Consider the following 20,273-nt stretch of genomic DNA (forward strand, 5'->3'; position numbering starts at 1 on the left):
TCCTTACGTCGCCGTAGCCACAGCGGCAATTTGCCCTGTTAATCCGACCGATCATGGGGGAAACAGGACGCGCTTGTGAACGCGTTCACATTCACAAGCATTATGGCGCACACTCCTTCGATGCGTTAGAGGGGGGTACCCCCCAACAGGACGGCCCCACGCGAAGGCCCCCGTACCTCCGGGAACGAGAGGTACGGGGGCCTTCCGGTACATCCGGGCGGACGGGTCGGGCTACAGCTCCTTGCGGTACGCCGCCGCGACCCTCAGGAACACGTCGTTCGCCTCGTCCTCACCGATCGTGACCCGCACGCCTTCGCCGGCGAACGGCCTGACCACGACACCGGCGCGCTCACAGACCCCGGCGAAGTCGACCGTGCGGTCACCGAGCCGCAGCCAGACGAAGTTGGCCTGGGACTCCGGCACGGACCAGCCCTGGTCCGCCAGAGTCTGCTGGACCCGGTTGCGCTCACAGACCAGGGCACCGACCCGGCCCAGGAGTTCGTCCTCGGCGCGCAGCGACGCGACCGCCGCGTCCTGGGCCAGCTGACTGACCCCGAAGGGCACCGCCGTCTTGCGCAGCGCGGCCGCGACCGGCTCGTGGGCCACCGCGAACCCGACCCGCAGACCGGCCAGACCGTAGGCCTTGGAGAACGTCCGCAGCACGGCCACGTTGGGCCGGTCCCGGTAGATCTCGATGCCGTCCGGCACCTCCACGTCGCGGATGAACTCCTTGTACGCCTCGTCGAGCACCACGAGCACATCGCCCGGCACCCGGTCCAGGAACCGCTCCAGCTCGGCCCTGCGCACCACGGTCCCGGTCGGGTTGTTGGGGTTGCAGACGAAGATCATCCGAGTGCGGTCCGTGATCGCGTCGGCCATCGCGTCGAGGTCGTGCACGTCGCCGTCGGTCAGCGGAACCTTCACCGACGTCGCACCGCTGACCTGGGTGATGATCGGGTACGCCTCGAAGGAGCGCCAGGCGTAGATGACCTCGTCGCCCGGGCCCGACGTGGCCTGGAGCAGCTGCTGGGCCACGCCTACGGAGCCGGTGCCGGTGGCGAGATGCGAGACGGGCACGCCGAACCGGTCGGCCAGCTCGTTCATCAGTCCGGTGCATGCCATGTCCGGGTACCGGTTGAAGTTCGCGGCCGCGGCCAGCGTGGACTCCATCACCCCGGGCAGCGGCGGATAGGGGTTCTCGTTGGAGGACAGCTTGAACGCGACCGGTCCGTCGGCCGCCGCCGGCCTGCCCGGCACATAGGCGGGTACGCCGTCCAGTTCGGCGCGCAGCTTGGGGCTCGTCTCGCTCACCGCAGGTCCTCCTAGACCGTTGCACACATCAATGCTGCTCACCTTATGAGGATTGAGCGCGGCTGCGAATGGCGCAGCGGCGGAATCCTCCGGTGGGCCCGGAAATGGGGGGAGCGTTCTTCACCCCGGCGCGCGCCGGTGGCTCACTCCGTGGCGCGCATCCCCCGAAGAGGTGAGTTGAGACCTCTTCGAAACATCGACCACTTGGCAGGCCCATCGACATCGGTACATGACACACTATGGTGCATCCACTCAACGCCCTTGTTTTGCAAGTCACTTGAGTGGTTATGATCATGCAGAAACGTGCCTGTCAACAGATGAATATGCGACCGGCCCAATCGCCCGTCCGAGCCCTACTATCGGCTCGCCATGACAGCAGCAGGGAAGCACCAGGTGAGCCGGACGGAGACCCCCCGGCGCGGCGGCCGGCAGGGACGAGCGGGAATCCGGGACGTGGCCGCCGCCGCCGGGGTCTCCATCACGACCGTCTCCGACGCGCTCAACGGCAAGGGCAGGCTCCCGGACGCCACCCGCCGCCATGTCCGCGAGGTCGCCGAGCGCCTGGGCTACCGCCCGTCCGCCGCGGCCCGAACCCTCCGTACCGGCAGGTCCGGCCTCATCGGCCTGACCGTGACGACGTACGGGGATGAACCTTTCACCTTCACCGAATTCGCGTACTTCGCGGAGATGGCCAGAGCGGCCACCTCCGCCGCGCTCGCCCGCGGCTACGCCCTCGTCATCCTCCCCGCGACCTCGCGCCACGACGTCTGGTCGAACGTCGCGCTCGACGGCACCGTCGTCGTCGACCCCTCCGACCAGGATCCGGTCGTCACCGAACTCGTCCGCCAGGGGCTGCCCGTGGTCTCGGACGGCCGCCCGGCCGGACCCTTACCGGTCACCGCCTGGGTCGACAACGACCACCGGGCCGCCGTGCTCGATCTCCTCGACCATCTCGCCGCCGCCGGAGCCCGCCGCATCGGCCTGCTCACCGGCACCACCACCGACACCTACACCCGGCTCTCCACGACCGCGTACCTCCACTGGTGCGAGCGTGTCGGCCAGGACCCGGTGTACGAGTCCTATCCCGCCCACGACCCGTGCGCGGGAGCGGTCGCCGCCGATCGCCTCCTCGCCCGTCCGGACCGGCCCGACGCCGTCTACGGGCTCTTCGACCCCAACGGCACCGATCTGCTGGCGGCCGCCCGCCGGTACGGCCTGCGCGTCCCCGAGGACCTGCTGCTGGTCTGCTGCAGCGAGTCCAACGTGTACGCGACGACCGAGCCGCCGATCACCACACTCTCGCTCAAGCCGCGCCGGATCGGCACAGCGGTGGTCCAGCTCCTGATCGACGCCATCGAAGGTGTCGACCACGACGGCCCGGTGGAGCAGGTGATACCGACGGAACTCATCGTCCGGACGTCCTCGCAACGCCGTCCGCCCCGCACGACGGTCAGCGCCCCACGCTCCCCTTCGGGGGACTGATCAGCAGAATTGGGGCAAATCGACCGGTGAACCTTACGTGCGCCCGGATTCACCACCCCTGGTGCGTCACACAGCACGATCCGCATTCCTATGATGGGCGCACGACACCGCGGACCACCCCGACCAGCAGGGCCCGTCAGGTGTACGGCGGCGCGACGGTGGTGGAGGGGTCGATGACACAGGGGGCCGGTCAGGAACCCGTGGTGCGGACGGCGACGTTGCGTGACTTCCGCGTACCGCCATACGCACAGACTCCGGTGCCGCCCGCGGCGCCGCATCCGGGCAGCGTCATTCCCGACGGCGAGCCGGAGGGGTACACACCCACCGCGCGCGATCTTCCCGTGATCAGCCGGGACGACACCGCCCAGGTGCAGACCGTCCCGGACCCGCGGCCCGCCCAGGACCCCGCGCTCGGTCCGCTGTACGTCGTCGGTGACGTCCACGGCTATCTGGACGAGCTCCACGCCGCCCTCGCCGGACAGGGCCTCATCGACGCCGAGGGCGCCTGGGCCGCGGGCAACGCCCGGCTCTGGTTCCTCGGCGACTTCACCGACCGCGGCCCGGACGGCATCGGCGTCATCGAGCTGGTCATGCGCCTGTCCGCGGAGGCGGCGGCCGCCGGCGGCTACTGCAAGGCACTGATGGGCAACCACGAACTGCTGCTCATCGGCGCCAAGCGGTTCGGCGACACACCGGTGAACTCCGGTGCGGGCACGGCCACGTTCCAGGCCGCGTGGCTGCTCAACGGCGGCCAGCGAAGCGACATGGAGCGACTCCAGGACCACCACCTCCAGTGGATGTCCCGGCTCGACGCGGTCGTCGAGGAGGACGGGCATCTGCTGATGCACTCCGACACGACGGCGTACCTCGAATACGGCTCGACCATCGAGGACGTCAATGACACCGTGCACGCCATTCTCACGCGCAACGACGCCGATGAGTGCTGGGACCTGTTCCGCAAGCTCACCAGGCGGTTCGCCTTCCGCGACGACACCGGACCGCAGGCCGTCCAGGAGCTGATGGCGGCGTACGGCGGACAGCGCATCGTCCATGGGCACAGCCCCATTCCGTATCTGCTCGGCGAGGTCGGCTCGGAGGACGGCGAGGACAGCGCCGGCCCGCTGGTGGAGGGTCCGCACGTCTACGCGGGCGGGCTCGCCATCGCCATGGACGGTGGCGTGACCATGGCCGGAAAGCTACTGGTCGTCCAGCTGCCCCTGCATGACTGACGGTCTGCGGGGAAGACGCATCCCGACCTGACCACGCCGACCACCGGGCCTATTTACGGAAACCCCCTGTCACCCCGTGCCGTGGGCGCTCTACCATCGGCGTATCAGTAGCAGGCTCTCCTCCGTTTCTGCCCAACTTCCCGGTCCAAGCGGGTAATCAGGCCCAACGGAGCATCGGGGGATGCAGATGAACAGCGCTCCGCACCTGCTGGCCGAGGACCGACCCGAGTACGAGCGGATCCTCGGCGACGCGCTGCGTCACGCTCACGAACGACCGGATCTCGCCACAGTCGGCGAACGGCTCAACCCGGAACAGCTGCGCACCATGGCGCTCAACGCAACCGCCCTGATCACCGCGGCGTCCGCGACCGAGTACGAGCACTACGTGAAGGCCCGGGCCGAGCTCCGCGGACCTGCCGCCGACTCAGCCCAGGGCTCGGGTCTGGGGTCCGACGCGGACGATCCGGACCGGCCGGGCGCCGGGATAGGGGCAGTCGTCACCGTCCTGGCACCGATGCTCGCCGGCACCGCCGCACTGATCTTCCTGCTCGTCGGCTACATCCTGAAGATACTCAGCCCACCCCCCTCGTTCGCCGACACCATGGTCACCGCCGGCTGGTTCTTCGCCGCGGTGACGGCCGCCGCGATACTGGCCGCCGCCGTCGGACTGCTCATCACCGCGGTGCGCAACGGATCGACCTCACTGCCCGCCGAGGACATCGAGGACGAACTGCCTGAGGAGGTGGCGCGTGCCAGGGAGGCCTGGCGTCATGCGCTGCTGGAGCGCGGCATACTGCCGTTCCTGCGGGACGCGCTCGCCGATCCCACGGCCGGTGCCGCGTCGCGTACGCCTCACCCCTCGGCCAACCGCATCCCGAAGATCGGATACAGCAGCCCGGACTTCTCGGGCCCGGACGAAGGTCCGGCCGCAGGCCCCCGGCCGTCGTTCACGAGCCCGGACTTCACCAGCCCGGACTTCGGCGGCCCGGAACACACCCCGGAATGACCGGCCGCTCCGCCCGGCGGAACCCTGCCGTGAACGGCGATGTCCGGCAGCTGCATGATGACCGTGCCGGCCGTCGGTGGCCAGGCCCGGAGCGGGGGTGCGCATGGCTGAGACCGAGGAATCCCGGAGACCGCCACAGCGGCTCTGGGCCCACGAGCCCTCGTGGCCGCCTCGCCCCGCCCCGCCGAAGCGGCGGCGGTCGAACCTCTTCCTCACCGTCGTCGGGCTGGCGATCGGAGCGGCAGTCGTCGTCATCGTGCCCGCGGTACTCCTCGCCCTACTGATTCTCGGCCGCTGGTTGACCGCACCGCCGGTGCCCGACGGCGAGCCCCTGCGGCTGGCGAAGACCGAACTGGTGGGAACGTGGCAGGACGAAGACGGCGGACGTCTGGTGGTGGCCGGGGACGCCACGTTCAGCGCCGTGGACGTCTGCGGCGACTATTCGGACGGCGCCACCGGCGCCCAATCCGGCTTCGATCTCGCTTCCACCATGAGCGGTCAGTAGCAGTCGCACCGGTACGCGCCCGGCGGTGGCGGGGCCCGGTACGCGCCCGCCACCGCTCACCTTGCGGCCGGCGCTGACCGCGCGCAATCCGCCGAGATGTAGTCGAGATACCGCATCCATCGGTCGGCCGGGCGGAGCCTCGTACCGGGTACGAGCCGTCCGGTCGGAGCGAAGGGCCCGCGACTCCCCCATGAGGTCGCGGGCCCTCCTGTGGGGTGCCGAATCAGTCCGCCAGCGGCAGGTAGACCCGGTTCCCGGCGGCCGCGAACTCCTTGGACTTCTGGAGCATGCCCTCGGCGATCTCCTCGCCCGACGCGGTCGGCTCGTCACCGCCGAACTGCTCCGTGATGCTTCTGCTGATCTTCATCGAGCAGAACTTCGGGCCGCACATGGAGCAGAAGTGCGCCGTCTTCGCGGGCTCGGCGGGCAGCGTCTCGTCGTGGAACTCCCGTGCCGTGTCCGGGTCGAGCGCCAGGTTGAACTGGTCCTCCCAGCGGAACTCGAACCGCGCGTCCGACAGCGCGTCGTCCCAGTCCTGCGCCCCCGGATGCCCCTTGGCGAGGTCCGCCGCGTGGGCGGCGATCTTGTACGTGATGACGCCCGTCTTCACGTCGTCCCGGTCGGGCAGGCCCAGGTGCTCCTTGGGCGTGACGTAACAGAGCATCGCCGTACCCCACCAGGCGATCATCGCGGCGCCGATGCCCGAGGTGATGTGGTCGTACGCCGGGGCGACATCGGTGGTCAGCGGGCCGAGCGTGTAGAAGGGCGCCTCCTCGCAGATCTCCTGCTGGAGGTCGATGTTCTCCTTGATCTTGTGCATCGGGACATGGCCCGGGCCCTCGATCATCGTCTGGACGCCGAACCGCTTGGCCACCGAGTTGAGTTCGCCGAGCGTACGCAGTTCTGCGAACTGTGCCTCGTCGTTGGCGTCGGCGATGGAGCCGGGACGCAGCCCGTCGCCCAGCGAGTACGTCACGTCGTACGCCGCGAGGATCTCGCAGAGCTCCTCGAAGTTCTCGTACAGGAACGACTCCTTGTGGTGCGCGAGACACCAGGCCGCCATGATCGATCCGCCGCGGGAGACGATGCCGGTCTTGCGGCGGGCGGTCAGCGGGACATACGGCAGCCGTACGCCGGCGTGCACCGTCATGTAGTCGACGCCCTGCTCGGCCTGTTCGATGACGGTGTCCTTGTAGATCTCCCAGGTCAGCTCCTCCGCCCTGCCGTCGACCTTTTCGAGGGCCTGGTAGAGCGGCACGGTCCCGATCGGGACCGGGGAGTTGCGCAGCACCCACTCACGGGTGGTGTGGATGTTGCGGCCGGTGGAGAGATCCATGACCGTGTCGGCACCCCAGCGGGTCGCCCAGGTCATTTTCTCGACCTCCTCCTCGATGGAGGAGGTGACTGCCGAGTTCCCGATGTTGGCGTTGACCTTGACCAGGAATCGCTTGCCGATGATCATCGGCTCGATCTCCGGGTGGTTGACGTTGGCCGGCAGGACCGCCCGGCCGGCGGCGATCTCGTCGCGCACGATTTCGGGTCCGACGTTCTCCCGGATCGCCACGTACTCCATCTCCGGAGTGATCTCGCCCCGGCGGGCGTACGCGAGCTGGGTGACCGGCCGGCCGTCGCGGCTGCGGCGCGGCTGGCGCGGGCACCCGGGGAAGACCGCGTCGAGGTTGCGCAGTCCGCCACGGGGCGAGGTGTGCTTGAGCCCGTCGTCCTCGGGGCGGACCGGGCGGCCCGCGTACTCCTCGGTGTCACCGCGGGCGGTGATCCAGTTCTCCCGCAACGGCGCGAGGCCGCGGCGCACGTCGGTATCGGTGGTGGGATCGGTGTACGGACCCGACGTGTCGTACAGCGTCACGTCCTTGCCGTTGGTGAGGTGCACCTGCCGGACCGGCACCCGGAGGTCCGGGCGCGAGCCCTGGACGTATCCCTTGTGCCAGCCGATGGACTTCCCGGCCTCGTCGCCCCGGTTCGAGGCAGGCGTGCGTGCATCCGATGTGGTCATGAGACCTACTCCCTACGCCGGCATTACCCGGTAACAGGTTCAGCGGTCGGCGCAGCCTTCCCCGTACGGATGTACGGATGTCAGCGCCCTCTCAGCCCGGTGCTCCGAGCTCCCGCGTGTGCAAAGGTGCGACCACGCTAACGCCCGGAGCGGCGTACTGAACAGAGGGCCTCTTCCCTTCTTGCGATGATCCCCCCTGTGACGTCCCTCCAGAGTGACCCCGGAACGCAGGAACACCAGCACCACAGCCACTCGCACGGCCACGGTCCTGCAGCGCCGGTCTCCCAGCATTTGCGCAAGGTCATCGCGGCCGTACTGATCCCGTTCGCCGCCGCGGTCGTTGTCGGTCTGGTGGTGCTCTGGCCGGGCGGTGCGCCCGCGCACGAGCGCACCGGTGTCGGCTTCGACCGGCAGACCCAGCAGGGCAAGGTGGTGAGTGTCGAGACGGTCGGATGCGAGGACGTGAACGCCTCGCAGGCACCCGTGACCGGTGACACCGCGGCGTCCTCGGGGGGATCGGCCACCGGCCGGGAACCGGGGCTGTGCAAGAAGGCCTCGGTCCGTGTGACGACCGGACCCGACGAGGGACGGAAGTTCGTCGAGATCGTCCAGCCCGGCGCCCCGCGTCAGTTGCGTGAGGGGCAGGGCGTGGTCGTGGCGTACGCCCCCGACGCACCGCACGACCTGCAGTACTCCGTGACGGATGTGGACCGCAAGTTCCCGATGGTGCTGCTGGCCGGTATCTTCGCGCTCGCGGTGGTCGTGGTCGGCAGGCTGCGCGGGGTGATGGCGCTGGTCGCCCTCGCCGTCTCCTTCGCCGTACTGACCCTGTTCATCCTCCCGGCCGTGCTCCAGGGGTCGAATCCGCTGCTGGTGGCGGTCGTCGGGGCCGGCGCGATCATGCTCATCGCGCTCTACATGTGCCACGGAGTGACCGCCCGCACCTCGGTCGCGGTCATCGGCACGCTGATCTCACTGCTGCTGATCGGACTGCTCGGTTCGCTCTTCATCGGCTGGGCGAGCCTGTCCGGGAACACCGATGACAGCACCGGTCTGATCCACGGGCTGTACCCGCACATCGACATGAGCGGTCTGCTGCTGGCCGGCGTCATCATCGGTTCGCTGGGTGTGCTCGACGATGTGACGGTCACCCAGACGTCGGCGGTCTGGGAGCTGCACCAGGCGGATCCGTCGATGGGTGTGCGGAAGCTGTACCGCGCGGGGATCAGGATCGGCCGCGACCACATCGCCTCCGTGGTCAATACGCTGGTGCTCGCCTATGCCGGTGCCGCGCTTCCCCTGTTGCTGCTGTTCTCGATCGCGCAGAGCAGCGTGGGGGCGGTGGCCAACAGCGAGCTGGTGGCGGAGGAGATCGTCCGGACGCTGATCGGCTCGATCGGCCTGGTCGCCTCGGTGCCGGTGACGACGGTGCTCGCGGCGCTGGTGGTCTCCGCGGACCGCACAGATCCCGGCGCGGAAGCCGTGGCTTCAGGACCTGTACGGGGCGGAAGGGGCCGGCGTCGCAGGGCGAGGCGTTGAGCGTCTCGACGTGGAGCACATATCACCCGTTCGGCAGAGGCTGCGTTCGACCGGCCGGCGGGGCGTCGGCGCGGTCTCCTTCAACCGGCGTTCTGTTCCTTGGCCAGAATGCGGCCCAGAGCGTCTTCCAGACTGCCCTCGAAGTCACTCAGCGTGCACTCCTGTCCGAGCGGTACGAGCTTGTCCGTCCGGTCGAGGAACGCCACGAGCGGCGCGGTGCCGGCCCTGAAGAGCGCGCGGTCCGGGCCGACCTGAAGGCGGATGTGTACGTCGGAGAGCCCCTCGGGCTCGGTGGGGCTGATGTGCACATCGCCGTCGCCACTGGGGCTGTTGAGCCCGTCCAGCAGCAGCTCACGGCCGAAAGCCCAGGTGACGGGGGCGTCGCCGGGCAGGTGGAAGGTCATCCGGATCGCGTACGGATCGCACACCTCGTACCGGAGCTCCACCGGGATACGGAATGAGAGTTCCTCGGAGACGAGGAAGCTCATCATGACCTCAGCTTGAACCGACTCGCGCATCGTTCAACCCCGCAGTAGATGAATCTGGCCAGGAATGATCCCCCATGGCCCTATTGACGCCATCGTGGTGCACGCGATAGCAGATCACAAGGAGTGATTTTTCAGATACTGATAGAGAACACGAACGAACGCAAGAGGCTCGACACTTCGATGCGTAGTCGTTCGATTGCGGGGAGCAACCGGTCTTCCTGGTCGAGGGGTACAGAAATCGCCACGGCGGCTGCAGTGAACCCGGCCGCGATCGGGATGGCTGCGCAGACCGTCCCGAGGGCGTACTCCTGTCGCTCGACGACGGGTTGCACGTGCTCCGATGCCCTCAGGCGAGCGAGGAGCGCCGCTCGGTCCCGGACCGAATAGCGGGTCAGCGGCTGCACGGGGTGACGGTCGAGATGGTCCTGGCGGGCCTTGTCGTCGAGCTGGCTCAGCAGACACTGACCGATGGCGTGGGCGTACCCGGTCTCCCGGAACGGGGCCCACTCCTCCACCGCGGGGACGGCCGGGGTGTCGGCTGCCGCCAGGAGTTCGATCTCGCCCTCTCGATAGACGGCGCAGTAGACCGGTGTCCCGATGATGTCGCGCCACCGGGCCAGCGACTGGGTCATCGCGCCGCGGCGACTGTGCAGAGCGCCGTCGTCGACGAGCCTCTCGGCGGCAGCACCGAAGAGGAACACACCGTTCTCGCGCCGCAGGTAGCCCTCATGGGTCAGGGTGCGCAACAGGTGGTAGGCGGTGGGAAGGGGAAGCCCCGCCTCCCGGGCGAGCTGTTTGGCGGGCGCCCCGTCCCGGTGAGCACCCACAGCCTCCAACAGCCTCAACGCCCGCTGAACCGAACCGATCAACGTCGGGACAGCGGTACTCGATGCCGTGGCCAAAATTCACCCCCAGGCATGGCGACGGGCGGTCAGCCCGTCCGTGGGGGCCGCCCCCACGGGCTTGCCGCGATACCGGGGTCCGCAGACCGGACGTACGCACATTCCACTGGTCACGGTGGCGACGGACAGTCATTTCTCAGGTGGCGGCAGCGAACTGCCACTGTATCGGCCGGCTTCGCGGGGGGCACCGTTTCACATTCCCCTTAGCTCAGCTGGGCTAATTACCCGACTGGTGCCCGGCTCCGACCTACCAGTCACCCCTCGATGACGAGGACGACATGAACTTCCGTACGACGAAAATGAGCCCGCCGACCAGAATGACGAACAGCAGCGCCTTGAAGAGCAGACCGATCACGAAGCCGATCACACTGGCGATCAGGCCGCCGAACACCACGATCGCGATGACGGGCACCGCGACCCACTTCACCCACCAGGGCATCCCCGCGAATATCTCCCGCACAGCCATCGTCCCTACCTCGTCTCTGTGAGTCCCTGCTGCGGTGAGCATCCGTGTCGATGAGCACCTGCTTCGATGCTAGAGGCGTCGAGGCCGCCGGCGGGTACGCCGGAGCCCTTGGACTCCCCTGATCGATCCCCTAGGGATCCCTGAGGTGCGGCTCAGCTCTCCGGCGGAGAGAAGACCACCATGACCCGCAGATCCTCCGTGACGTGATGGAACCTGTGGGCCGCACCGGCCGGCACGTACACCACGCTCCCCCTGCCCACCTGCGTCGTCTCCATGCCCACGGTGATCGATGCGCGCCCGCTGACCACGAAGTAGACCTCGTCCTGGTTGTGCGGCTGCTGCGGGTCGAGCTCGCCGGCGTCCAGTGCGTACAGGCCGACGGACATGTGCCGCTCCCGCAGGAACTGCAGATAAGCGCCGTCGTTGGCGACTCGCTCCGCCTCCAGGTCGTCCAGCCTGAATGCCTTCATGATCCGCCCGCTCCTCGCCTCTGTACTGCCGGTGTTCGCAATCGATCGTGTCTGCCACGATCAGACACATGAAGAATTTTGTAGTCAAGACGATCGCCAACGCGGGTGCGCTGGCCGTGGCCATCTGGCTGCTCGACGGCATCACGCTGTCGGGCGGCAGCACCGGCCGCAAGGTGCTCACCCTGGTCCTTGTCGCGCTGCTCTTCGGGTTGGTCAACTTCCTGGTGAAGCCGGTCGTGAAGCTGCTCACTTTGCCGCTGTTCATCCTCACCCTCGGGCTGATCACCCTCGTGGTGAACGCGCTGATGCTGATGCTGACCTCCTGGCTGGCCGGCCAGTTCAGTCTCAGCTTCCACGTGGACGGTTTCTGGACCGCGGTGCTGGGCGGACTGATCATCGCGATCGTGTCCTGGGCGCTGAACGTGGTCCTGCCCGACGAGGACTGATCCGAAGTCCGCTGAAAAAGCGGGGCCGACGGGGCTCCGTGACGAGAAAGAGCAGAGGGAACAGCATGAGCACCATGGGCGACGGGACGCGGGCGGTACGCGCAGGCCTTCCCGAACCGCAGCAGTACGAACCCACGCTGCCCGGGCCGGTCTTCGCCGCGCATTTCCACCTCTCCGGCGAGCCGACCGGTCCGTACACCTACGGTCGGGACACCAATCCGACCTGGACCCACCTGGAGCGGGCGATCGGCGAGCTCGAAGCGCCGGGGGAGGCGGTCGAGACCACGGTGTTCGCCTCCGGCATGGCGGCGATCTCCGCCGTGCTGCTGTCCCAGGCGCGCTCCGGCGACACGGTCGTCCTGCCCGACGACGGCTATCAGGCACTGCCTTTGGTACGTGAGCAGCTGGAGGCGTACGGCGTCGAGGTGCGGACCGCGCCGACGGGGGGCGACGGACAGCTGGCGGTCCTGGAAGGGGCCAGGCTGCTGTGGATCGAGACGCCGTCCAATCCGGGGCTCGACGTCTGCGACCTGCGGCGGCTCATCGGGGCCGCGCATGAGGCGGGCGTGCTGGTGGCCGTCGACAACACGCTCGCCACGCCGCTCGGACAGCGCCCGCTGGAGCTGGGCGCCGACTTCTCGGTGGCCAGTGACACCAAGGGCATGACCGGGCACGGCGACATCCTGCTGGGCCATGTGACCTGCCGTGATCCGGAACTGGCGGCAGGGGTGAGGCGCTGGCGCAAGGTCGTCGGCGCGATCCCCGGCCCGATGGAGGCCTGGCTCGCGCACCGTTCGTTGTCCACGCTGGAACTGCGGATCGACCGGCAGTGCGCCAACGCGCTCGTCCTCGCCGAGGCCCTGGGCAAGCGGCAGGAGGTGACCGGCCTGCGGTATCCCGGCCTGCCGACCGACCCTTCGCACCCGATCGCCCTGCGGCAGATGCGGCGCTTCGGCTCCGTCGTGTCGTTCGTGCTGCCCGACCGCGAGATCGCCGAGCGCTTCCTGGCCGGCCTGCGGCTGGTCGACGACGCCACCAGCTTCGGCGGCGTGCGCTCCACCGCGGAACGGCGGGCCCGCTGGGGCGGCGACGCCGTACCGGAGGGCTTCATCCGTTTCTCGGTCGGGGCCGAGGACGTGAACGACCTGGTCGCCGATGTGGAGCGCGCGCTGGACGAGGCGGTGGCCGGGCGCTGAACAGTCCGGCCGGCAGCGGGTGATCCGGCGGTACGGACGGTCCGAGCCTCCCCCCTCGTGGCTCGGACCGTCCCGGTTCCACGCGCGAAGAACCGCCTGAGCAAGGCTAATTGACTCTGCGTCAGTGTCCAATCACAGTAGCGACAGCGACCTATCGACATATTTATAGTTGTTCGGGTCGGACGCGTCTCACAGGCGGGAGGGACAGGAAATGGACCTGACCCTGCTGCGCACATTCGTCGCGGTGCACCGGGCCGGCTCCTTCACCCGGGCCGCCGCGCTGCTCGGTCTCTCCCAGCCTGCGGTCACCTCGCAGATCCGCACGCTGGAACGGCAACTGGGCCGCCCGCTCTTCCTGCGCAGGGCCCGCGGCGTCACCCCGACGAGCATCGGCGACGAGCTCGCACACCGGGCCGCCCCTCATCTGGACGCACTGGTCGAGATCGCCGAGACCGGGCTCGACGAGGAGTCGGCCGTACGGACGCTGCATCTGGCCGGCCCCCCGGAATTCACCTCGCTGCGCGCGCTGCCCGCGCTCACCCCGCTCATCTCCCAGGGGATCGCACTGCGCAGTTCGTTCCTCGCCGATGCCGAGGAGGCGCTGGAAGGTCTGGCAGCCGGACATCATGATCTGGCCATCTCGACGGCCAGGCCACGCGGTGAGCTGCTCACCGCGACTCCGCTCTGCGACGAGGAGCACGTGCTGGTCGCCTCCCCCCGCTGGGCGGCACGCCTCGGCCCCGGAGCGCTGCGGCACAAGGGTCCCCTGATGCTGCAGCAGCTGCCCGTGGTGGAGGTGCATGAGAGCCTGCCACTGGTCTCCCGCTACTGGGCCGCCGTCTTCGACAGCCCGCCGGCGGCCGCGGGCACCGTCGTGGTGCCGGATCTGCGCGCGGTCCTGGAGTGCACCGCGGCGGGCGCGGGACTGGCCGTGCTGCCGCGCTATCTGTGCGAGGGAGCGCTGGAACGGGGCGAGGTCGTGGCGCTCCTGGACCCGCCCGTGCCGCCGCTGCGCACCTATTTCCTGGCCGCGCGGACCGGCACACTCGCGCTTCCGCACATTGCGCGGGCGCACGAGACCCTGGCGCAGGCTGCTGCCCACTGGTGACCCCACGGCATGGGAGGTGTTTCAGAAGGGGTTCTGTGGGCCACTCTCTTGCCATGACCGAACGTCCCGTGGTCAAGCGCACCGCACGCGCCATCCTGCTCGACGGCAACGACCTCATCCTCATCAAGCGCACCAAGCCGGGTGTGGATCCGTACTGGCTCACGCCGGGAGGCGGGGTCGAGCCAGAGGACGCGACCGTCGTCGACGCCCTCCACCGCGAGGTGGACGAGGAGCTCGGCGCCAAGATCACCGATGTGGTCCCCTGCTTCGTCGACACCGTGGAACACATCGAGGGCGGTGGGGTGAAGGGCGTGAAGGTGCAGCATTTCTTCGTCTGCCGCCTGGACTCGATGGACCTGTCCCGGCGCCACGGCCCCGAGATCGACGACCCCTGCGGGGAGTACGACGTCGTACGGGTGCCGTTCAGCCGGATCGGGATCGCCGCCGTCCATCTCGTACCGCTGTCGCTGCGGCACTATCTGGACGGCAATATCGAGGGCGTGCGGGCGATGCACGCACCGGACCTGGGCTGATCCGGGCGCGTCACCCGAGCCCGGTCAGGCCGGGCTCATGGGCGCCAGCTCCTCGAGGGCGTCGTGCCGGATGCGCTCGGGCGGCACACCGACGCCTCTGAGTACGTCCACGCTGCTGCGGATCATCCCCGGCGGGCCCGCGAGATAGGCGTCGTACCCCTGCCATGGGCCGCCCTGGCGCACCACGTCGAGCAACGGGCCCTGCGTTCCCCCTCCCTTCCGGTCGGAGACGACCGCTCGCACGGCAAGCCAGGGGTAGGTGCGCTGAAGCCGCATCATCGTGTCGATGTCATACAGGTCGCGGTCGCTGCGTGCGCCGTAGTAGACCTTCACGGGGCGCCGGTCGCCGTGCTCGGCGACATCCTCGACGAGCGCCTTGATCGGGGCGATGCCCGTACCGCCGCCCAGGCAGAGCAGCCCGTTGTGGGTGGTGTGGTCGACCGTCATCGAGCCGCTGGGCGGGCCGAGACGCACCACGTCGCCGGGGCGGGCCCGGTGCACCAGGGCACGGGAGACCCAGCCCGCCGGGATCGCCTTGACATGGAAGGTGAGCAGACCGTCGGGCCGGGGGGCCGAGGCGAAGGAGTAGTGCCGCCAGACCCTCGGCCACCACGGGGTCTCCATGGCGGTGTACTGACCGGCGAGGAAGGGATACGCCTGGTCCGGGCGGACGGTGACGACCGCTATCTCCGGCGTTCTGAGGTCGTGGGAGACGATCTCCGCGAACCACCAGGCAGGAGCCCGCTCCTCGTCCTCGGCAGCCGCGTCGATCATGATCTGCGAGATCGCGGTGTAGGCACGGATCCAGGCCGCTTCGGTCTCGTGGTCCCAGGTGGTGGCGTAGCGACTCAGCGCGCCGAGGAGAGCCTCACCCACCGCGGGATAGTGCGCGGGCAGAGTGCCGTACTTGCGGTGCCCACGGCCCAGTGCGCCGAGGTACTCGGTCAGTGCGGCCGGGTCGTCCATCCGGTCGGCAGCCGTGAGGATCGCCCGCAGGAGACGGTCGCGCTGGGTGTCCATCGCGGCCGGGAACAGGGCGCGGAGGTCGGGGTGGCGCACGAAGAGCAGCCCGTAGAAATGCGAGGCGGTCCGGTCCGCGACAGGAGCGATCTCTGTCAGGGTGCGATGGACCAGGGCCGCATCACGGGATCTCAGCGTTCCGTCGCCGGTCGGCATGGTGGCCGGAGCATCCATCACTGTGCCTCGCCTCGAACATCTTCTGGTCGCATCGCGCACCGACACCGCCCGCACTGCCTGCGGTCGCCTCAGCATGCACGCGACGACCGCAGGTCGGACAAATAGCGGGAAGTCCGGGTATCCGAATCAGTTTTCCCGTTACGCTCCCTTGCCCCATGGCTGTGTCGGGAATCCGCAGCACGGTGTGACATGCCTGTCGGCCCGGGACCACGCCCCGCAGCCCTGCGGTGAGAACTGCCGGTGCCGAGAGGGAAGCAACACGGGATCGACGCGGGCCGGCCCATGGCCGGCACCCAGCTGCCCTGCGTGCAACGCCGTGTTTCACGTGAAACCGCTCGTGTGCACGGCTCACTCCGAAGGCCTCCGCCGGACGCCTCGACGCCGCAGCCGTGACGACCGGGTCAGCGCGGCCGACGATATGCGTATCGGCCAGTTCCGGTAAAGCGGTGGACGAGCCCGCACCCCGTCGGACAGCCTGGCCTCCATGCCCAGCCCACTGCCCCGTCCGCACGCCGACGCGCCCATTCGGCGCCTCACCCGGGGAGACCTGGTCCCCTGCGCCGATCTCTGCGAGGACCGCGGCTGGCCGCGCGACGAGCACCGATGGGGACTGCTTCTCTCCGCAGGAACGGGCTACGGCATCGATGATCCCGAGGGCAAAGGCCTGATGGCCACCTGTGTGGTGACCTCGTACGGCCCGGGGCTCGCCGCCGTCGGCATGCTGCTCGTCGCCGAGCGGTACGCGCGGCAGGGAATCGCCCGACGCCTGATGCGCCATGTGATCGAAGTGTCAGGGGAGTCTTCCCTCAGCCTGTACGCGACGGAAGCCGGACGGCCGCTCTACGAAGAACTCGGCTTCGAAACGGCGGGCCGGGCCGAGCGCCTCAGCGGCCATTTCCAGCCGCCGGCCACGGCATCAGGCGAGCGCGCCGCGGCAGCGTCCGCCGTGACCGTCCGTCCCGCGACGGCCGAGGATCTGCATGCCATGCTCCGCCTGGATGCGGAGGTCTTCGGCGCCGACCGGACACATGTCCTCGCCCGGCTGCCGGCGTTCGCCGATCATCTCCGGGTCGCGGAGGACCACGGAGAGTTCGCCGGCTACGCGGCGGCCTGGCCCAGCGACGGCGTGCATGCGATCGGCCCGCTGATCGCCCGGGAGGCTTCGACGGCGGCAGCGCTGATCGGCTCGCTCGCCGAAGCGACGGACCGCCCGCTTCGCGTGGACATCGACGCCCGTCATCAGGGGCTGCTGGAACGGCTCAAGGAGTGCGGTCTGCGGTCCGGCTCCGGAACCACGGTGATGACCTACCGGGCTGCGGAGCCGCCCGGGGACTGGAGCCGCCGCTTCGCGCCCTTGACGGTGGCGACGGGCTGACGCGCAGCAGTCCTGGCAGAACCCCGACCGCCTGTCGCCGGGCTGTTGCGCGACGCGGCAGGGCCGGTCCCCCGCGCACCGGTGACCCGCCGTCCGGATGTCCGTCCCCGTGCGCCGGGGCATCCGGGCGCACGGGGGACGCTGTCGCTTTTCCGCTGTGCTCGCGGCGGCTGGGATCTAGCCGAGAGCCGTCACGGCGGCGGTGGCGAAGCCGTGGTCCTGCTCGGGGGCGCCGCCACCCACGCCGACTGCACCGATCAGCCTGCCGTCGCGGAAGACCGGGACGCCGCCGGCGATGAAGAGCAGTGGCCGGTCGAGGGCGGTCGGCAGGGTGTGGAAGAGCCCGCCGGGCTGGACCGCGTCGACGAGGTCGGCGGTCGGGGCGCCGAGCTGGAGTGCTGTGTACGCCTTGCGGGTGCTGGTCTCACCGGCGATGAGAACGGCCCGGTCGTCGCGGCGGAAGGCCAGCAGGTGGCCGCCCGCGTCGAGCACCGTGACGGCAGCGGTGACGCCCGCGGATTCGGCGGCGGTGCGAGCCGTCGCGATGAGGGCTTCCGCGTCCCGGATGGTCAGCGGGGCAACGGCGGTGGGGAGGGCGGTGGTCATGCGGAATTACTCCTTGGTGCGGTGGAAAGTACGCGCCTGTGCCAGGTGCGAGTAACGAGGGGGTGTCAGTGCCGGGCCGCGGCGGACGCGACCGGCTCGGGGACATGGCCGGTGACAAGGCGGCCGCGGGACTCCGTCCGGCGCTCCAGGACGCTGGAGAGGACTGCGATGAACAGGGCCGAGGCGGCCAGCGCGGCGCCGACCCAGTTGGGTGCGGTGTAGCCGAGGCCCGCTGCGATGACGAGTCCGCCGAGCCACGCCGACAGCGCGTTTCCGAGGTTGAAGGCGCCGATGTTGACGGCGGAGGCGAGGGTGGGGGCGCCCGCCGCCTGGTCGAGGACACGCTTCTGCAGCGGCGGTACGGTCGCGAAACCGAGTCCACCGATCAGGACGATGGTGACCGCTGCCGCGATCTTGTTGTGGGCAGTCACGGTGAACAGGGCGAGGACCACTGCCAGGGCGCCCAGCGACAGGTACAGCATCGGCATCAGGTGGCGGTCGGCGAACTTCCCGCCGAGCAGATTGCCACCGACCATGCCGACCCCGAAGAGGACCAGCAGCCAGGTGACGGATGAGTCGGAGTACCCGGCGGTCTCGGTCATCATCGGCGTGATGTAGGTGATCGCGGCGAAGACTCCTCCGAAGCCCAGGACAGTCATCGCCATGGCCAGCAGCACCTGCACATTGCGGAACGCGGCCAGCTCGTGGCGGAGCCGTACGCCTTCGGCCTTCGGCTGCTCGGGCACCAGCCTGGCCACGCCGAGGAGGCCGACGACACCGAGCGCCGCGACGACGAAGAACGTGGTCCGCCATCCGACGCTCTGCCCGATGTAAGTACCGAGCGGAACGCCGACGACGTTGGCGACGGTGAGGCCGGTGAACATCATGGCGATCGCACCGGCCTTCTTCTGCGGGGCCACCAGGTCGGCCGCCACGACGGACCCGATACCGAAGAAGGCACCGTGGGCGAGGGAGGCAATCACCCGCCCGGCGAGCATCACACCGAAGACCGGGGCGACGGCGGACACCACGTTGCCCACGACGAACAGCCCCATCAGAAGCATGAGCATGCGTTTGCGGGTGACCCGGGTGCCCAGAACCGTCATCAGCGGGGCCCCGAGTACGACACCGAGCGCGTACCCCGTGACCAGGAATCCCGCGGTCGGGATGGAGACCTGGAAGTCCGCAGCAACCTCGGGGAGCAGCCCCATGATCACGAACTCGGTGGTTCCGATACCGAATGCCCCGATGGCGAGGGCGAGGAGCGCGAGCGGCATGGGTTTCACCTTCCCTAAAGATTGCGTCTGCGCCTTACGAGCGTCCACAATAATTGCGCACGCATTTAATTGCAAGCGCGGGCTATTGCACATGTCCCCTATCCTGGACGGAAGCAGCTCCGCACCGAGGAGAGACCATGACCGCGACGGACCCCGCACTGACCGCCCTCTCCCAGGGCTGGTGCGCCCTCTCCCTGCTCCACGGCAAGATCGAGGCCCATATCGAGCGGGCCCTGCAGTCCGGGCACGGGCTCAGCGTGCGGGAGTACTCGCTGCTCGACGTCCTGAGCCGGCAGCACAGCGGCCCTGGCGGCCATCTGCAGATGAAGCAGGTCGCTGACGCCGTCGTGCTCAGCCAGAGCGCCACCACCCGCCTGGTCACCCGCCTCGAGGACCGCGGGTTGCTGACCCGGTATCTCTGCGACACCGATCGCCGCGGCATCTACACCGACGTCACCGAAGCCGGTCTGACCCTTCTCGCCGAAGCCCGGCCCACCAACGACACCGCGCTGCGCGCCGCTCTCGACGAGGCTGCCAAGAACCCCGAGCTGGCCCCTCTCGTCAGGACGGTCGAAGAGCTGAAGGCGCCCGCGCAGGCTGCGTGATCTGCGTATTCTGCCGATCATGAGCGATCTGGACATACGCCCTGCAGCCCTCGCCGACCTACCGGCCGTGGTGGCCATGCTCGCGGACGATCCACTGGGCTCGCAGCGCGAGTCACCGGACGATCTCGCCCCGTACCACGCGGCGTTCCAGCGGCTCGCCGACGACCCGAACCAGCATCTGGTCGTCGCGGTACGCGGCGGCACCGTCGTCGGCACTCTGCAGTTGACGGTGATCCCCGGGCTCTCCCGGCGTGGCTCGACCCGCTCCCTCATCGAGGGCGTCCGCGTACATGCCGATGAACGCGGCAGCGGACTCGGCACCCGTCTGATCCAGTGGGCCGTGGACGAATCCCGGCGGCAGGACTGCCAGTTGGTCCAGCTGACGTCCGACGCGACCCGGACCGATGCCCATCGCTTCTACGAACGGCTCGGTTTCTCCGCAAGCCATCTGGGTTTCAAGCTCGCCCTCTGACCACAGCGGGCTCGCCGATCGGAGCCCGCGGGCGCCACCGGAGCGG

The 20,273-nt window shown here is 69.1% G+C and carries 21 protein-coding genes and 1 riboswitch; of the genes, 12 read left to right on the forward strand and 9 right to left on the reverse strand.

Annotation, left to right across the window (positions count from 1 at the left end):
• Positions 1–231 precede the first annotated feature (231 nt).
• A complete protein-coding gene (gene hisC / locus ACFVXE_RS05735; protein WP_389669472.1) occupies positions 232–1,311 on the reverse strand; it encodes a histidinol-phosphate transaminase in 1,080 nt (359 codons plus the stop codon).
• A 369-nt stretch (positions 1,312–1,680) separates the two neighbouring features.
• Here hisC and ACFVXE_RS05740 point away from each other — a divergent pair, with 369 nt between their 5' ends.
• From ACFVXE_RS05740 to ACFVXE_RS05755, 4 genes are all read left to right on the forward strand, one after another.
• Positions 1,681–2,793: a LacI family DNA-binding transcriptional regulator gene (locus ACFVXE_RS05740; RefSeq protein ID WP_389669473.1), complete on the forward strand. Its 1,113-nt coding sequence runs from the start codon at positions 1,681–1,683 to the stop codon at positions 2,791–2,793.
• Between the two features lie 173 nt (positions 2,794–2,966).
• Positions 2,967–4,022, forward strand: a complete 1,056-nt coding sequence (locus ACFVXE_RS05745) for a metallophosphoesterase (protein WP_389669475.1) — start codon at positions 2,967–2,969, stop codon at positions 4,020–4,022.
• Positions 4,023–4,203: 181 nt separating this feature from the next.
• Positions 4,204–5,028, forward strand: coding sequence for a hypothetical protein (locus ACFVXE_RS05750; RefSeq protein WP_389669477.1), 825 nt, complete (start codon positions 4,204–4,206; stop codon positions 5,026–5,028).
• Positions 5,029–5,131: 103 nt separating this feature from the next.
• On the forward strand, positions 5,132–5,533 hold the full coding sequence (locus tag ACFVXE_RS05755) for a hypothetical protein (RefSeq protein WP_389669478.1): 402 nt from the start codon (positions 5,132–5,134) through the stop codon (positions 5,531–5,533).
• Between the two features lie 223 nt (positions 5,534–5,756).
• Here ACFVXE_RS05755 and thiC read toward each other — a convergent pair whose 3' ends face one another.
• Positions 5,757–7,547, reverse strand: a complete 1,791-nt coding sequence (thiC, locus tag ACFVXE_RS05760; protein WP_389669480.1) for a phosphomethylpyrimidine synthase ThiC — start codon at positions 7,545–7,547, stop codon at positions 5,757–5,759.
• Positions 7,540–7,673: riboswitch (TPP riboswitch) on the reverse strand. Its footprint overlaps the gene before it by 8 nt.
• A 72-nt stretch (positions 7,674–7,745) precedes the next feature.
• On the opposite strand from thiC, the gene ACFVXE_RS05765 reads away from it, so the two are divergent.
• The gene (locus ACFVXE_RS05765; protein WP_389669482.1) at positions 7,746–9,086 is read left to right on the forward strand and encodes a YibE/F family protein; all 1,341 of its coding nucleotides are present in this window, start codon (positions 7,746–7,748) and stop codon (positions 9,084–9,086) included.
• Between the two features lie 80 nt (positions 9,087–9,166).
• Here ACFVXE_RS05765 and ACFVXE_RS05770 read toward each other — a convergent pair whose 3' ends face one another.
• From ACFVXE_RS05770 to ACFVXE_RS05785, 4 genes are all read right to left on the reverse strand, one after another.
• The gene (locus ACFVXE_RS05770; protein ID WP_389669483.1) at positions 9,167–9,604 is read right to left on the reverse strand and encodes an SsgA family sporulation/cell division regulator; all 438 of its coding nucleotides are present in this window, start codon (positions 9,602–9,604) and stop codon (positions 9,167–9,169) included.
• 101 nt (positions 9,605–9,705) lie between these two features.
• A complete protein-coding gene (locus ACFVXE_RS05775) occupies positions 9,706–10,476 on the reverse strand; it encodes a helix-turn-helix domain-containing protein (protein ID WP_389669485.1) in 771 nt (256 codons plus the stop codon).
• 247 nt (positions 10,477–10,723) lie between these two features.
• Positions 10,724–10,936 (reverse strand): DUF5326 family protein, encoded by a 213-nt coding sequence (locus tag ACFVXE_RS05780; RefSeq protein WP_389669548.1) that lies wholly within the window; start codon positions 10,934–10,936, stop codon positions 10,724–10,726.
• A 158-nt stretch (positions 10,937–11,094) separates the two neighbouring features.
• Positions 11,095–11,412, reverse strand: a complete 318-nt coding sequence (locus tag ACFVXE_RS05785) for a cupin domain-containing protein (protein WP_389669487.1) — start codon at positions 11,410–11,412, stop codon at positions 11,095–11,097.
• A 68-nt stretch (positions 11,413–11,480) separates the two neighbouring features.
• Here ACFVXE_RS05785 and ACFVXE_RS05790 point away from each other — a divergent pair, with 68 nt between their 5' ends.
• The 4 genes from ACFVXE_RS05790 (at position 11,481) to ACFVXE_RS05805 (ending at position 14,695) form a co-directional block, all read left to right on the forward strand.
• Positions 11,481–11,858 (forward strand): phage holin family protein, encoded by a 378-nt coding sequence (locus tag ACFVXE_RS05790; protein WP_389669489.1) that lies wholly within the window; start codon positions 11,481–11,483, stop codon positions 11,856–11,858.
• 65 nt (positions 11,859–11,923) lie between these two features.
• Entirely contained in the window at positions 11,924–13,054 is a 1,131-nt protein-coding gene (locus ACFVXE_RS05795; RefSeq protein ID WP_389669490.1) for a cystathionine gamma-lyase, read from the forward strand.
• Positions 13,055–13,265: 211 nt separating this feature from the next.
• A complete protein-coding gene (locus tag ACFVXE_RS05800) occupies positions 13,266–14,162 on the forward strand; it encodes a LysR family transcriptional regulator (protein WP_389669491.1) in 897 nt (298 codons plus the stop codon).
• Between the two features lie 53 nt (positions 14,163–14,215).
• Positions 14,216–14,695 (forward strand): NUDIX domain-containing protein, encoded by a 480-nt coding sequence (locus ACFVXE_RS05805; protein WP_037702185.1) that lies wholly within the window; start codon positions 14,216–14,218, stop codon positions 14,693–14,695.
• Between the two features lie 24 nt (positions 14,696–14,719).
• On the opposite strand, the gene ACFVXE_RS05810 is transcribed toward ACFVXE_RS05805, so the two are convergent.
• Positions 14,720–15,967 (reverse strand): globin domain-containing protein, encoded by a 1,248-nt coding sequence (locus tag ACFVXE_RS05810; protein ID WP_389669494.1) that lies wholly within the window; start codon positions 15,965–15,967, stop codon positions 14,720–14,722.
• A gap of 409 nt (positions 15,968–16,376) precedes the next feature.
• Between ACFVXE_RS05810 and ACFVXE_RS05815 the strand changes: the two genes are divergently transcribed.
• On the forward strand, positions 16,377–17,267 hold the full coding sequence (locus ACFVXE_RS05815; protein ID WP_389669496.1) for a GNAT family N-acetyltransferase: 891 nt from the start codon (positions 16,377–16,379) through the stop codon (positions 17,265–17,267).
• A gap of 177 nt (positions 17,268–17,444) precedes the next feature.
• On the opposite strand, the gene ACFVXE_RS05820 is transcribed toward ACFVXE_RS05815, so the two are convergent.
• Both ACFVXE_RS05820 and ACFVXE_RS05825 read right to left on the reverse strand, forming a co-directional pair.
• Entirely contained in the window at positions 17,445–17,873 is a 429-nt protein-coding gene (locus ACFVXE_RS05820; protein ID WP_389669498.1) for a heme-binding protein, read from the reverse strand.
• A gap of 65 nt (positions 17,874–17,938) precedes the next feature.
• Positions 17,939–19,150, reverse strand: coding sequence for an MFS transporter (locus ACFVXE_RS05825; RefSeq protein ID WP_389669499.1), 1,212 nt, complete (start codon positions 19,148–19,150; stop codon positions 17,939–17,941).
• A 137-nt stretch (positions 19,151–19,287) separates the two neighbouring features.
• Here ACFVXE_RS05825 and ACFVXE_RS05830 point away from each other — a divergent pair, with 137 nt between their 5' ends.
• Entirely contained in the window at positions 19,288–19,755 is a 468-nt protein-coding gene (locus tag ACFVXE_RS05830) for a MarR family winged helix-turn-helix transcriptional regulator (protein WP_389669500.1), read from the forward strand.
• 19 nt (positions 19,756–19,774) lie between these two features.
• Complete coding sequence (locus ACFVXE_RS05835) at positions 19,775–20,227, forward strand: GNAT family N-acetyltransferase (RefSeq protein ID WP_389669501.1); 453 nt, start codon at positions 19,775–19,777, stop codon at positions 20,225–20,227.
• The last annotated feature ends 46 nt before the right edge of the window (positions 20,228–20,273 follow it).

The sequence above is a fragment of the Streptomyces sp. NPDC058231 genome, assembly GCF_042882275.1.
Lineage (GTDB): Bacteria > Actinomycetota > Actinomycetes > Streptomycetales > Streptomycetaceae > Streptomyces.

Bases quoted from the DNA above. Each gene is read 5' to 3' on its own strand.
- ACFVXE_RS05820 (WP_389669498.1), bottom strand. From the start codon at position 17,873: ATGACCACCGCCCTCCCCACCGCCGTTGCCCCGCTGACCATCCGGGAC.
- ACFVXE_RS05830 (WP_389669500.1), top strand. From the start codon at position 19,288: ATGACCGCGACGGACCCCGCACTGACCGCCCTCTCCCAGGGCTGGTGC.
- ACFVXE_RS05755 (WP_389669478.1), top strand. From the start codon at position 5,132: ATGGCTGAGACCGAGGAATCCCGGAGACCGCCACAGCGGCTCTGGGCC.
- ACFVXE_RS05805 (WP_037702185.1), top strand. From the start codon at position 14,216: ATGACCGAACGTCCCGTGGTCAAGCGCACCGCACGCGCCATCCTGCTC.
- ACFVXE_RS05795 (WP_389669490.1), top strand. From the start codon at position 11,924: ATGAGCACCATGGGCGACGGGACGCGGGCGGTACGCGCAGGCCTTCCC.
- ACFVXE_RS05785 (WP_389669487.1), bottom strand. From the start codon at position 11,412: ATGAAGGCATTCAGGCTGGACGACCTGGAGGCGGAGCGAGTCGCCAAC.
- ACFVXE_RS05770 (WP_389669483.1), bottom strand. From the start codon at position 9,604: ATGCGCGAGTCGGTTCAAGCTGAGGTCATGATGAGCTTCCTCGTCTCC.
- thiC (WP_389669480.1), bottom strand. From the start codon at position 7,547: ATGACCACATCGGATGCACGCACGCCTGCCTCGAACCGGGGCGACGAG.
- ACFVXE_RS05825 (WP_389669499.1), bottom strand. From the start codon at position 19,150: ATGCCGCTCGCGCTCCTCGCCCTCGCCATCGGGGCATTCGGTATCGGA.
- ACFVXE_RS05800 (WP_389669491.1), top strand. From the start codon at position 13,266: ATGGACCTGACCCTGCTGCGCACATTCGTCGCGGTGCACCGGGCCGGC.
- ACFVXE_RS05740 (WP_389669473.1), top strand. From the start codon at position 1,681: ATGACAGCAGCAGGGAAGCACCAGGTGAGCCGGACGGAGACCCCCCGG.
- ACFVXE_RS05835 (WP_389669501.1), top strand. From the start codon at position 19,775: ATGAGCGATCTGGACATACGCCCTGCAGCCCTCGCCGACCTACCGGCC.
- ACFVXE_RS05745 (WP_389669475.1), top strand. From the start codon at position 2,967: ATGACACAGGGGGCCGGTCAGGAACCCGTGGTGCGGACGGCGACGTTG.
- ACFVXE_RS05790 (WP_389669489.1), top strand. From the start codon at position 11,481: ATGAAGAATTTTGTAGTCAAGACGATCGCCAACGCGGGTGCGCTGGCC.
- ACFVXE_RS05810 (WP_389669494.1), bottom strand. From the start codon at position 15,967: ATGCTGAGGCGACCGCAGGCAGTGCGGGCGGTGTCGGTGCGCGATGCG.
- ACFVXE_RS05815 (WP_389669496.1), top strand. From the start codon at position 16,377: ATGCCCAGCCCACTGCCCCGTCCGCACGCCGACGCGCCCATTCGGCGC.
- ACFVXE_RS05750 (WP_389669477.1), top strand. From the start codon at position 4,204: ATGCAGATGAACAGCGCTCCGCACCTGCTGGCCGAGGACCGACCCGAG.